Origin of the sequence: Luteimonas viscosa (assembly GCF_008244685.1) — a bacterium.
In the GTDB taxonomy this organism is placed as follows: Bacteria; Pseudomonadota; Gammaproteobacteria; order Xanthomonadales; family Xanthomonadaceae; genus Luteimonas; species Luteimonas viscosa.
The window spans coordinates 3,189,571-3,202,188 of record NZ_VTFT01000001.1 but is presented as its reverse complement, the minus strand read 5'-3'; the positions used below and the strand labels follow the sequence as shown (position 1 = coordinate 3,202,188).

11 protein-coding genes are annotated in these 12,618 nt (G+C 68.9%); 5 read left to right on the top strand and 6 right to left on the bottom strand.

Annotated elements, in window-relative coordinates:
• Positions 1-6: 6 nt before the first annotated feature.
• Both FZO89_RS14220 and FZO89_RS14215 read right to left on the bottom strand, forming a co-directional pair.
• On the bottom strand, positions 7-900 hold the full coding sequence (locus FZO89_RS14220) for an ABC transporter ATP-binding protein (RefSeq protein WP_149103870.1): 894 nt from the start codon (positions 898-900) through the stop codon (positions 7-9).
• Between the two features lie 110 nt (positions 901-1,010).
• Positions 1,011-2,384, bottom strand: a complete 1,374-nt coding sequence (locus tag FZO89_RS14215; protein ID WP_149103869.1) for an MBL fold metallo-hydrolase RNA specificity domain-containing protein — start codon at positions 2,382-2,384, stop codon at positions 1,011-1,013.
• A gap of 200 nt (positions 2,385-2,584) precedes the next feature.
• Between FZO89_RS14215 and FZO89_RS14210 the strand changes: the two genes are divergently transcribed.
• Complete coding sequence (locus FZO89_RS14210) at positions 2,585-4,669, top strand: M13 family metallopeptidase (RefSeq protein WP_187471204.1); 2,085 nt, start codon at positions 2,585-2,587, stop codon at positions 4,667-4,669.
• A gap of 156 nt (positions 4,670-4,825) precedes the next feature.
• Positions 4,826-6,841: a M13 family metallopeptidase gene (locus tag FZO89_RS14205; RefSeq protein WP_149103867.1), complete on the top strand. Its 2,016-nt coding sequence runs from the start codon at positions 4,826-4,828 to the stop codon at positions 6,839-6,841.
• A gap of 90 nt (positions 6,842-6,931) precedes the next feature.
• On the opposite strand, the gene FZO89_RS14200 is transcribed toward FZO89_RS14205, so the two are convergent.
• Positions 6,932-7,585: a rhomboid family intramembrane serine protease gene (locus FZO89_RS14200; protein WP_149103866.1), complete on the bottom strand. Its 654-nt coding sequence runs from the start codon at positions 7,583-7,585 to the stop codon at positions 6,932-6,934.
• 87 nt (positions 7,586-7,672) lie between these two features.
• Positions 7,673-8,026: an MGMT family protein gene (locus FZO89_RS14195; protein WP_149103865.1), complete on the bottom strand. Its 354-nt coding sequence runs from the start codon at positions 8,024-8,026 to the stop codon at positions 7,673-7,675.
• A 45-nt stretch (positions 8,027-8,071) separates the two neighbouring features.
• Here FZO89_RS14195 and FZO89_RS14190 point away from each other — a divergent pair, with 45 nt between their 5' ends.
• Complete coding sequence (locus FZO89_RS14190) at positions 8,072-8,482, top strand: hypothetical protein (RefSeq protein ID WP_149103864.1); 411 nt, start codon at positions 8,072-8,074, stop codon at positions 8,480-8,482.
• A gap of 100 nt (positions 8,483-8,582) precedes the next feature.
• Here FZO89_RS14190 and FZO89_RS14185 read toward each other — a convergent pair whose 3' ends face one another.
• On the bottom strand, positions 8,583-9,710 hold the full coding sequence (locus FZO89_RS14185; protein WP_149103863.1) for an inorganic phosphate transporter: 1,128 nt from the start codon (positions 9,708-9,710) through the stop codon (positions 8,583-8,585).
• A 13-nt stretch (positions 9,711-9,723) separates the two neighbouring features.
• Positions 9,724-10,350, bottom strand: a complete 627-nt coding sequence (locus FZO89_RS14180; RefSeq protein ID WP_149103862.1) for a DUF47 domain-containing protein — start codon at positions 10,348-10,350, stop codon at positions 9,724-9,726.
• Between the two features lie 258 nt (positions 10,351-10,608).
• Between FZO89_RS14180 and FZO89_RS14175 the strand changes: the two genes are divergently transcribed.
• Both FZO89_RS14175 and FZO89_RS14170 read left to right on the top strand, forming a co-directional pair.
• The gene (locus tag FZO89_RS14175; RefSeq protein ID WP_149103861.1) at positions 10,609-11,943 is read left to right on the top strand and encodes a hemolysin family protein; all 1,335 of its coding nucleotides are present in this window, start codon (positions 10,609-10,611) and stop codon (positions 11,941-11,943) included.
• Entirely contained in the window at positions 11,933-12,583 is a 651-nt protein-coding gene (locus FZO89_RS14170; protein WP_149103860.1) for an exopolysaccharide biosynthesis protein, read from the top strand. The genes FZO89_RS14175 and FZO89_RS14170 overlap by 11 nt, the downstream gene beginning before the upstream one ends.
• Positions 12,584-12,618: the final 35 nt, after the last annotated feature.

The window sequence follows — 12,618 nt, the reverse complement described above, 5'->3', positions numbered from 1 at the left end:
GGCGCCTCAGGCCGCCTGGCGCTGCAGGCGCAACTGGCGGAAGTAGACGTCCTCGAGATCGGGATCGATACGCTCGAAGCCTTCCTCCGGGCGTTGCCCGCTGAACACGTGGATCACGGGTTGTCCACCGACCAGCCGCGTCGACAGCACGGTGTGGCTGGCCTCGTAACCCGGTAGCGCCTCCTTGCTCACCTGCTTGCGCCACACCTGTTCGCGCAGTTCAGCGATGGCGTCGGCCGGCCGGCCGGTGAGCAGCACCCGGCCCCTGTTCATGATCGCCATCGTCGGACACAGGTCGGTCACGTCCTCGACGATGTGCGTCGACAGGATCACCGCCACCTGTTCGCCGATGTCGGCCAGCAGGTTGAGGAAACGATTGCGCTCCTCCGGGTCGAGTCCGGCGGTCGGCTCGTCGACGATCACCAGCCGCGGATTGCCGAGCAACGCCTGGGCGATGCCGAAGCGCTGGCGCATGCCGCCGGAGAAGCCGCCGAGCTTGCGCTTGCGCGCATCCCACAGGTTGACCTGCTTCAGCAGGCCGTCGACCACCTCGCGTCGTTGCGCGCGTGCGGTGAGCCCCTTGAGCACCGCGAAGTGCTCGAGCAGGTCCTCGGCGCTGACCTTCGGATACACGCCGAAATCCTGCGGCAGGTAGCCGAGCTGGCGTCGCACCGCGTCCTTGTCGCGAAGCACGTCGATCGGCGTGCCGTCGGCGCCTTCGAGCGTGGCGCTGCCACTGTCGGCCTCCTGCAGCGTCGCCAGCGTGCGCATCAGCGAGGACTTGCCGGCGCCGTTGGGTCCCAGCAGGCCGAACATCCCGCGCGGGATGTCCAGGCTCACGTGGTCGAGCGCATGCACGCCGTTGGCGTAGGTCTTGCACAGGTCGCGGATCGCGAGCATCGAACGTCCCCTCGGGCTCCATGCCCGGCTGCATGGATGTTAACGGGGACGACGCCGCGCCCGCACATGTGACTGGTCAGGGTGCCGGTCGTCATGCGGCCGGACTGCCATCAGACCTCGACGACCATCCCCGGACGCGCCAGCCGCACGTCGATGCCGTCGCGCTCGCCGAGCTCGCCCGCCAGCGCTTCGCGGGCCCTGTCCTCGCCGTGCACCAGCACCAGCGGAGGCTTGCCTTCGAAACCTTCGTACCATTCGATCAGGCCACGCTGGTCGGTGTGCGCCGACAGGCCGCCGATGGTGTGGATGCGCGCACCCACGCGGTGGTCGTGGCCATGGATGCGCACCCATTTCGCGCCGTCGACCAGGCGTCGGCCGAGCGTGCCTTCGGCCTGGTAGCCGACGAACACCACATGGGTGTCGCGCCGGTCGATGTTGTGGCGGAAGTGATGCAGGATGCGGCCGCCGTTGGCCATGCCGCTGCCGGCGATCACGATCGCGCCGTTCTCGATGCGGTTGATCGCGATCGATTCCTCGGTCGAGGCGGTGATGTGCAGGTTGGGCAGGTTGAACGGGGTCGGGTGGTCTTTCCAGACCTTCTGCGCCTCGGCATCGAACAGACGCTGGTGGCGGTCGTACACCGACACCACCTTCGCCGCCATCGGGCTGTCGAGGAAGATCCGCCAGCGCGAGAGTTTCCACTCGTCCCAGTATCGGGCGAACCAGTACAGCAGTTCCTGCGAACGACCGACCGCGAACGCGGGGATCAGCACCTTGCCCCGCCCGTTCCATGCCTGCTCGAGCAGCTCGCCGAATTCGTGGATGGTGTCGATGCGGTCGCGGTGGTTGCGATCGCCGTAGGTGGATTCCATCAGCACCAGGTCGGCCTCGCGCACCTGCACCGGGTCGCGCAGGATCGGCGTGCCGCGGGGGCCGAGGTCGCCGGAGAACACCAGCTTGCGATCGTCGGCCCACAATTCGACGATCGATGAACCGAGGATGTGGCCGGCATCGCGAAATGCGATCTCCACCCCCGGCAGGATCTGCGTGCGCGCGTCGTAGGCAATCGGCTGCAGCAGCGCGAGCACGTCGTGCACGTCGTCGCGCGTGAACAGCGGCATCGCCTCGGGCTCGCCGGCGCGGCGCCTGCGGTTCTCGCGGTCGGCATCATTCTCGGCCAGCGACGCCGCATCGAGCAGCATGATCGGCATCAGGTCGGCGCCGGCCCGCTGGATGAACACCGGCCCGCGGAAGCCCTGCCAGACCAGCCGCGGAATGCGGCCGATGTGGTCGATGTGGGCGTGGCTCACCACCAGCGCGTCGATCGAAGCGGGATCGAACGGGAACGGATCGAAGTTGCGGGCTTCGTTCGCGCTGCCGCCCTGGATCATGCCGCAGTCAAGCAGCACCCGCTTTCCCGCGGCCTCGACCAGGTGCATCGAACCGGTGACCTCGCCCGCCGCGCCGTGGAAATGCACCCGCATGCCGGTCTCCCTCGCCAAACGGCTGATTCTGCACGCAATCGCAGCGGCGTGTGAATGCCGCGCCGCGGCGGCATGACCTTCGACACCTTCGACCCCCGCATGCACGGGCGTACAGTGCCGCGCAGCCGGCCCCGGCGGTTTCCGTCGTCGCCGTTCCATCGACACCGGAGATGCCCGTGAGCCCCACCACCCCAAGACTGCTGCTGTTGTCCCTCGCCGTGACGCTGGCCGTGAGCGCCTGCCAGCGCGAGTCCGCCCCGGCCGCGGCCACCGCCACCGCGCCGGCCGACGCCCCCGCCGCGCGCGAGATGACCCTCGACGAGAGCAAGCTGCCCCCGTTCAACCAGTTCCAGGTCGAGGACCTCGACACCTCGAAGAACGCCTGCACCGATTTCGCCGGCTATGCCAACGCGAAATTCCTCGCCGCCAACCCGATCCCGGGCGACCGCACCAGCTGGGGCGCGTTCGAGATGCTCGACGAGCGCTCCACGGCGGTGCAGCAGCAGCTCGCCGAACAGGCCGCCGCCGATGCCGACGCCACCGGGGTCGAGAAGCTGGTCGGCGATTTCTGGGCCACCGGCATGGACGAGGCGAAGATCAACGCCCAGGGCATCGAACCGCTCCGGGACGAGCTGGCGCGCATCGACGCGCTGTCCGACAGCGCCGGCATCGTGGCCTGGCTGCGCGAGACCGCCGCGAAGGGCCAGGGCTTCCTGATCGGTGTCGGCGCGATGCCCGACTTCAAGGACTCCAGCATCAACATCGCCGCCACCGGCCAGGGCGGACTCGGCCTGCCCGACACGCCGTACTACAAGGATGCCGACAAGCAGGACATCCGCGATGCCTACGTCGCGCACATTGCCAAGGTCCTCGAGCTCTCGGGCGTGCCCGCCGCCGAGGCGGCGACGCAGGCGAACGACGTGCTGGCGTTCGAGACCCGGCTCGCGGCCGCATCGAAGTCGCGTGCCGAGTTCTCGCGCGACGTGTCGCTCTACTACAACCCGATGCCGGTGGCCGATGCCGACAAGCTGACGCCCAACTTCTCCTGGACGGAGTTCTTCGAAGCCCAGGGTGTCGAGCAGCCCGGGACCTTCTCGGTCTCGGTGCCGGATTACTTCCGCGAGGTGGACGCGATGCTGGCAGACGTGCCGGTCGACCAGTGGAAGAGCTACCTGCGCTTCCACGTCGTCGACGGCGCCTCGCCCTACCTGTCAGACGCCTTCGTGCAGCAGCACTACGACTTCCACAACAGGACCCTCAGCGGCCAGAAGGAGCTCGAACCGCGCTGGAAGCGCGTGCTCGGCACGATCGACGGCCAGGTCGGCGAGGCCATGGGCCAGCTGTACGTGAAGGTCGCCTTCCCGCCCGAGTCCAAGGCCAAGATGGAAGCGCTGGTCGCCAACCTGGGCGAGGCGCTGAAGGCGCGCATCCAGAACCTGGAATGGATGAGCGAGGAGACCAAGGCCAAGGCGCTGGAGAAGCAGGCCGCCTTCACCACCAAGATCGGCTACACCGACAAGTGGCGCGACTGGAACGGCCTGGAAACCGGGCGCGAGAGCTACCTGGACAACGTGCTGGCCGCGCAGGAATTCAACTACAGGTGGCAGATCGGCAAGATCGGCGAGCCGGTCGACAAGACCGAGTGGGCGATGCCGCCGCAGATGGTCAATGCCTACTACAACCCGCTGCAGAACGAGATCGTGTTCCCGGCCGCGATCCTGCAGCCGCCGTTCTTCGATCCGGATGCGACCGACGAGATGAACTATGGCGGCATCGGCGCGGTGATCGGCCACGAAATGAGCCACGGCTACGACGACCAGGGCAGCCGCTTCGGCCCGACAGGAAAGTTCGAGAACTGGTGGACCGAAGCGGACGCGGCCGCGTTCAAGGAGCGCACCGGCAAGCTGGTCGCGCAGTTCGATGGCTACAGGACCAGCGATGGCCGCGCACTCAACGGCACCCATACGCTGGGTGAAAACATCGGCGACCTCGGCGGCCTGGCCACGGCCTACGACGCGATGAAGAAGGCCACCGCCGGCACGCCCGACCCGATGACCGACGGCCTGACCCGCGACCAGCGCTTCTTCCTCAACTGGGCCACGGTATGGCGCCGCAACTTCACGCCGGAAGAGCTGAGCAAGCGCCTGGTCACCGACGAGCACGCGCTGGCGGAGTTCCGGGCGATCGGCGCGCCCTCCAACCTGCCGGCCTTCGCGGCGGCGTTCGGCTGCAAGCCGGGCGACGCGATGGTGCGCGACGGCGACCGCCAGGTCGTGATCTGGTAGCAACCGCCGCTGCCCTGAACGCAGGAGCCCGGCGCACGCCGGGCTTCTTCGTTCAGGCAGGACGTTTCCGTGACGCGCGCCGCGTCACCGGGTGAAGGCGGCGCCGGCCGGCTTGCTAGAATCCGCAGCTTCCAGTTCCCGTCCCGGACCCGCTCGATGCCGATCCACAAGCCGCTTGCCGTCGCCCTTGCCGCCAGCCTCGTCCTGGCCCTGGCGTCCCCCGATGCCGACGCCCAGCGCAAGCGCCGCTCCAGCAAGCCGGCGGCGCCGGCGATCACCGCCTGCAGCGACTTCTACGGCTTCGTCAACAAGGACTGGCTGACGGCCAACACCATCGTCAGCGGCAGCGGCAGCGTGTCGGCGCTCGGGCACATGCAGCAACGCGCCCTGTTGCAGCAGCGCGCCCTGCTCGACGACGCGGTGCTGAACCCGCAGAACGACGTGCAGAAGCTGCTCGGCGACTTCTGGGTGAGCGGCATCGACGAGGCCGCGCTGGAACGCGACGGCGCGCAGCCGATCGCCACCCTGCTCTCGCGCATCAACGCGATCAAGCGCAGCAAGGACATCGCCCCGTCGATCGCGGCGCTGCACCAGGTCGGCATCCCGGTGGTGTTCAACTTCACCGCGGACCTCGACCTGGCGGACCTCGACCGCCACGTCGGCTACTTCTCGCAGGGCGGCCTGGCGCTGCCCGACCCGGCCTACTACACCCGCGAGGACGCCGACACCCGCGCCCTGCTCGGCCGCTACACCGAGTACGTGGAGAAGATCCTCGCCCTCACCGGCACGCCGCAGGAACAGCTGAAGACGGAGATGGCGCAGGTCATCGACCTGGAGACGCGCATCGCGCGCGCATCGCGCCCGATCACCGCGCTGCGCGACCCGCGCGAGAACTACGCCCTGGTGCCGACCGAAGGACTGGCCAAGCAGTTCCGCAACCTGCAGCTGGGCAATTACCTCCAGTCGCAGGGCGTGAGCGACGACAGCGTCTCGATGGCCCACGCCGACTACTTCACCCAGGTCGACACACTGGTCCGCACGCTCAAGCCGGCGCAATGGAAGGCCTACCTGCGCTACCAGATCGGCAACGCGATGGCGCCGTACCTGGCGAAGGATTTCCGCGACGCGCATTTCTCGTTCCACGGACGCGTGCTGCGCGGGCAGACCGCGCCGCCGCTGCGCGACGTCCAGGTGCTCGATGCGATCAACCGCGCCGCCGGCCCGATGCTGGCGCGCGAATACGTGGCGCGCTACCTGCCCGGGACCACGCGCTCGCGCGCCGGGACGATCGCGGCCGACGTTCGCGCCGCCCTCGCCCGCGCGGTCGACCGCAACAGCTGGATGTCCGACGCCGCGCGCGCCGAGGCCCGCGCCAAGCTGGAGAAGCTGACCATCGAGATCGGCGCCCCGGAGCGCGACATCGACTACACCGTGCAGCCGATGGGCCGCTCCAGCTTCGGCAGCAACATGCTGATCGCGTCGACCTGGCATCGTCGCGAGGAAATGCGCCGCATCGGCATCGGCAACGCCCAGCGCCGCTGGGACGTGCTGCCGCAGCAACCGGCGCTGGCCTACGACCTCGCCCACAACCGGCTGATCGTCTCGGCCGCGGCGTTGCAGGCGCCGGTGCTGGACATGGAGCAGGAGACCGCCGCCCAGTACGGCAGCTTCGGCGCCCTGGTCGGGCACGAGCTCAGCCGCGCCATCGACAGCAGGGGACAGCTGGTGGACGCCGCCGGCAACGTGCGCAGCTGGTGGACCCCGGCCGACGAGGCCGCGTTCGGTGCGCGCACGAACCAGCTCGCCGCCCAGTACTCGACCTACGACTACCCCGCGACGAACGCCTTGAAGGTCGACGGCAACCTGACCCGCGACGAGAACGCGGCCGACCTGGCCGCAGTCGAACTGGCGCTCGACGCACTCGCGAACGCGCAGCCCGAACTCGACGACGAGGGTCGCGAATCGTTCTTCCGTTCGTGGGCAGCGCTGTGGCGCGAACAGTTGTCGCCCGAAACCGCGGCCCAGGCGGTAGCCACGCGCGCACAGGCGCCGGGAAGGTGGCGCGCGAACGGGCCCCTGGTCAACCTGCCCGCGTTCGCCGAGACCTTCAAGTGCAAGGCCGGCAACGCGATGCTGCGCAAGCCCGAGGAGCAGGTTTCGATCTGGCGGTAGCCGGCGGAAGACGGCAGGCGCGCCTCCGGGCGCGCCCCGTTGCCAGCGTCAGTCCCGCCCTGGCCGAACGCGACACGCTCCAGTGCGCGGCTACACCACCCGGCGCACGCGGCGGCCACCGAACGGTGGCTGCCCGCGCCAGTGCCGGATCAGCAGCCAGCCGAACAGCATCCCGCCCAGGTGCGCGAAGTGCGCCACGCCGGACTGGGTGCCGGTGATGCCGAGCACCAGTTCGATCAGCCCGTAGACGATCACCAGCGTGCGCGCCTTCATCGGCACCGGCGGGATCAGCAGCATCACCCGCTGGTTCGGAAACAGCATGCCGTAGGCCAGCAGCAGGCCGAACACGCCGCCGGACGCGCCCACCGTGGGATACACGCCGCCACCGTTGCGCACGCCCCAGGACACCACCGCCAGCTGGCACAGGCCCGCGCCGACCACGCACACCAGGAAATAGGTGAGGAAACGCCGCTGGCCCCACTTGTACTCGAGCTGCGCGCCGAACATCAGCAGCGCCAGCATGTTGAACAGCAGGTGGGCGACGTTGCTGGGGCTGTGCATGAAGCCGTGCGTCAGCAACTGCCAGGGCATGAAGCCATGGGGCGCGTACGGGGCGAGCTCAGCGGGCAGCCACGGCCACAGCATCAGCGCGTCCAGCGCCGGGCCCAGCACGAGCTGCAGCACGAACACCGCGCAGTTGGCGATCAGCAAGGCCTTGGTGACGGGGGGAAGGTTGGTGAACATCGGCGCTCCTGCACTGCGCCCATGATAACGGCGGAAGCGCGAGCACCAGGTCGACGCGGCCTGCCCACCGGCGACCGCAACACGCCTTCAGGCCCCTTCCGGGCCCCAGAGTGCGGCGTCGAGGTCCTCGTGGTCGCTGCGCGGCATGCGCACGCGTCCGTTGGCCACCACCACCCCCTCGGCACGCAGCCGTCGCGCCTGCTCGCGATGGCCTTTCGATGCAGGGGGGAAGGCGATCCGGCCGTCGCTGCGCAGGATCCGGTGCCACGGCAGGGTCGGGTCGTCGTTGCCGGCCAGCAGCCGCGCCACCATCCGCGCCCGCCCCGGCAGCCCCGCGCGCCGCGCGATCTGGCCGTAACCGGCCACCGCGCCGTGCGGCACGTCGCGGATCGCGGCCAGGATCCGCGCGGCGGCGGAAGCATCGGCAGACAGGGCGGCCATCGGCGACTAGGATATCCCTCCTTCCCGTCGTGCGATGCCCGTGCCATGCAGAACTTCGAACAGGTCCGCCGTCACCTCCTCGCCGGCGACTTCCGGGTCACGATGCAGGAGCCGTACGTGGTCTGCGTCGAACTCTCGCTCGACGGCGGCCGCCGCCACCAGGCGATCTTCCTGTCGGAACTGCAGGACGACGACGGTCGCAACTACCTGCGCACCAGCACCGTGATCGCGCCGATCACCGGCATCGACGCGCGCCGTGCCCTGGCGTTCAACTGGAATTCGCGCGTGGGCTACCTCGCGATCGGCGAGCTCGACGGCGTTCCGTACCTGCAGTTGTGCGAGAACCGCCCCTACGAGGGCCTGACCGCGTCGGAGATCGGCCGGGTGCTGCTGGAAGTCGGCGGCATGGGCGACCGCCTGGAGCGCGCGCTGTCGGCCGAGGGCGATCTGCTTTGAAGCCGGGATTGGGGATTGGGTATTAGGGATTGGAAAAACTGCAGCGTGCGGTTGCCCCGCTCTTCCGAATCCCGAATCCCCAATTCCCAATCCCGGCCGTTCACGCCCACCCCATGTTCCGCATCAGCCGGAACAGCAGGTAGGCGATCCCGCCCGACATCGGGATCGTCAGGATCCACGCCCAGATCATCTTGTGGACCACGGTCCACTTGATCGCGTTCAGGCGCTTGGCGGTGCCCACGCCCATGATCGCGGCCGAGATGTTGTGCGTGGTCGAGACCGGGATGCCCAGCGAGGAGGCCGCCAGGATCACCGACGCGGCGCTGGTCTCGGCGGCGAAACCGTGGATCGGATGCAGCTTGACCAGCTTGTGTCCGAGGGTCTTGATGATGCGCCAGCCGCCGGCGGCGGTACCGGCGGCCATCACCAGCGCGCAGGTGACCTTGATCCAGGTGTCGATGTCGCCCTCGGCCAGCGCGGCCTCGGACGGATGCAGGAACGCCAGCCACGGCGGCAGCACGTCCAGCGTGCCGGCCGCCTGCGCGCTGACCAGGGTCAGGGCGACGATGCCCATGGTCTTCTGCGCATCGTTCATGCCGTGCGCGAAGCCCATCGTGGCCGCACTGACGATCTGCGCCTTGCCGAAGAAGCCGTTGACCCAGCGCGGCCGCGCCAGTCGCGCCAGCCAGCCGCCGCCGCGCATCATCATCGAGATGACGAAGAACAGCACGCCCATCATCAGGAAGCCGGCGACGAATCCCAGCACCGGCGAGGACACCATGGGCATGATCACCTTCCACAGCACGCCGGCGCTGCGGTAGAGCGGTTCGCTGGGCTCGGACCAGATCACCACGTCGAAATCGTTGGCCGCCGCGGCCAGGGCGGCGCCGAGCAGGCCACCGATCAGCGCGTGCGAGGACGACGACGGCAGGCCGAACCACCAGGTGATCAGGTTCCAGGTGATGCCGCCCACCAGCGCGCACAGGATCAGCTGCGAGCCGACCTCGATCACGCCGGCATCGATCAGGCCCGAGGAGATCGTCTTGGCCACCGCGGTGCCGGCGAGCGCCCCGATGAGGTTCATGAACGCGGCCATGCCCACCGCCTGCATCGGCGAAAGCACCTTGGTCGCGACCACGGTGGCGATCGAGTTGGCGGTGTCGTGGAACCCGTTGATGTATTCGAACACCAGCGCGGTGAACACCACGATCAGGACCAGGGTCAGCATCGGCGCGGCCCGGTCAGGAGTTCTTGAGCACGATTTCGAAGGCGACCACGCCGGCTTCGCGGCAGCGGTCGATCGCCTTCTCCAGGATCTCGAAGAATTCCTTGAGCAGGAACATCTGCAACGGATCGAGCTTGCCCGAATAGATGTCGCGGTACAGCTCGAGCATCAGCCGGTCGGCCTCGTTCTCGAGCGAACGCAGGCGGTCGTTGAGCGCCTTCATCGGCTCCAGCTTCATGGTGCGCAGGGTCTTGACCATCTGCACCACCACTTCCGCGGCCTGTTCGAGCATGGCCGCGCGCGGGGCGAAGTCGATGTGCTCCAGGTGCCGGGTGGCCAGCGAATAGCGATCGGCGAACTTCTCGACCTGCTTGGGAATCTTGTACAGCGCCGAGCCCAGGGCCTCGATGTCCTCGCGCTCGATCGGGGTGATGAAGCTGTCCACCAGCGCCTGGCTGATCTTGTTCGAGGCCTCGCGCTCGCGCAGCCGGGCCAGCTTGAAGGCGTCGAGCGCCGGTTGCCGGTCGGCCTCCCGGAGCATCTCGTGCAGCGCCCTGGTGCTGTCGTGGGCCGCCACCGCGGCCTCCTCCAGCAGCGTGTAGAACTGGTTGCCCTGGCCGAAGATGGTTTGCAAGGAAAACATCGGGAGCGGTCCCGCCGTCGCGGGGTGGACGGCCATCGGGCGGGAATTATGACGGTTCGATGACGTCTGTCGCCAATCCGACGCAATCGCCGGGCCACCGGGGCTGGCGCCGGGGCGGAATGTTATGATGGCCTGCCGCGCCCGTGACGCGCCGCCGCCCCATGGACGACGACCCTAGACCGCCCCCCCGACCGCCTTCCGGCGGTCGCCCCCCGCGCCTGACTCCCGCCACGGCTTTCCGTCGGAAAGGACGCGGCGGTGTTTGAGTTCGTCATCGTCCTGGTCCTGATCGCCTGCAACGCGTTCTTCGCGCTGTCGGAAATGTCGGTGGTCACCTCGCGCAAGCAGCGGCTCAGGCAGCTGGCCCCCGGGCACCGCGGCGCGAGCAAGGCCCTGGAACTGGCCGAACACCCCGAGCGCTTCCTCTCGACGGTGCAGGTGGGGATCACCCTGATCGGGATCCTGACGGGCATGTTCGGCGGCGACGCCATCGGCGCCGCGATCGGCATCCGGCTGCTGGAATGGTTCCCTTCGATGGGGACCGGGATGCCGTTCTTCGAAGGCAGCGTGGCCCAGGTGGTCGGGACGGTGCTGGCGATCAGCCTGATCACCTACCTCACCATCGTGCTCGGCGAGCTGCTGCCCAAGCGCCTGGCGCTGCTGGCCCCGGAGCGGGTGGCGTCCTTCGTCGCGCCGCCGATGCACGGGCTGTCGCGGATCGCGACCCCGGCCGTCTGGTTGCTGAGCGCATCGGTGCGCGGGATGTTGCGGCTGCTGCGGCTCAACCACAGCCAGGCCGCGAACGTCACCGAGGAGGAGATCCGGCTGCTGGTGAGCGAGAGCCACGAGCAGGGCGTGATCGACGCCGACGAACGCAACATGATGAACCGCGTGCTGCGCCTGGGCGACCGCACCGCGGCCAGCCTGATGACGCCGCGCACGCGGATCGCCTGGCTCGACATCGCCGAGGGCTTCGAGGAGAACCTGGCGACCATGCGCGCCACGCCGTTCTCGCGCTATCCGGTGTACCGCGGCAGCGACGCGGAAGTGGCCGGCGTGCTCGAGATCAAGTCGCTGATCGACCGCCTCGAGGAGCGCGAGTTCGATCTGTTCAAGTACCTGCGCGAGGCGCTGTTCGTCTCCGAGTCGACGCCGGCGCTGAAGCTGCTGGAGATCCTGCGCGAGGAACAGCAGTCGCTGGCGCTGGTGGTGGACGAATACGGGGACGTGACCGGCCTGGTGACCGTCAACGACGTGATGGAAGCGGTGATCGGGCGCAACCAGCTCAGTGGCGACGGCCCCGATTCGATCCCGCAGATCACCACCCGCGACGACGGCTCGCTGCTGGTCGACGGCGGCATCTCGGTGGAAACCGCGCGCGAACTGCTCGGCGGCGGCACCCTTCCGGCCGAGGACGAACACGATTACCACACCGCGGCCGGCATGGTCATCGCGCACTTCGGGCGGATCCCGCACGTGGGCGAGCATTTCGACTGGAACGGCTGGCGGATCGAGGTGGTCGACCTGGACGGACCACGCATCGACAAGCTGCTGCTGCAGCGCCTCGGGGATGCCGTGGGCCATGACCGCTGACGACCCGGAGTCCACGCGGCGCGCGCCTGCGGGCACCCTCGGCACGCGCGAGCTGTTCGACGCCCTCGCCACCGGCGATCCCGACGACCACCTGCGGCTGGAGGACATCCTCGCCGGGCTCAGCCGGCAGGTGTTCGGGATGCTGCTGTTCGTGTCCACCCTGCCCGCCTTCATCCCGATTCCGGGCGTCGGCGGCGCGATCGGCGGGCCGCTCACGGTGCTGGTGGGCGTGCACCTGCTGGTCGGCATGCGCAAGTTGTGGCTGCCGCGGTTCATCGCCCGGCGCGGGCCGCGGCGCGCGAGCCTGCAGGCCTTCGATCGCACGCTCGGGCCGTGGCTGGGCCGGCTCGAGAAGCTGGTCAAGCCACGCCTGACCGGGGTCATCGAGCACCGCGCCGCCTCCATGTTCACCGGCCTGCTGCTGGTGCTGCTCGGGATCCTGCTGGCGCTCCCGATCCCGTTCACCAACTACGCGTTCGGCGCGCTGCTGCTGGTCTATGCCTTCGCCCTGCTCGAGCGCGACGGTGGACTCATGCTGCTGTGCTGGGGCGCCGGGATCGCGGCGATCGTGGTGTTCGGCGTGCTCAGCGGTGCGCTGGCCACGGCCGCATCGCAGTGGATCGGCGGCCTGTTCGCCTGAGCAGGCCCGCGGCGGCCGGTGGCGCGAACCACCAT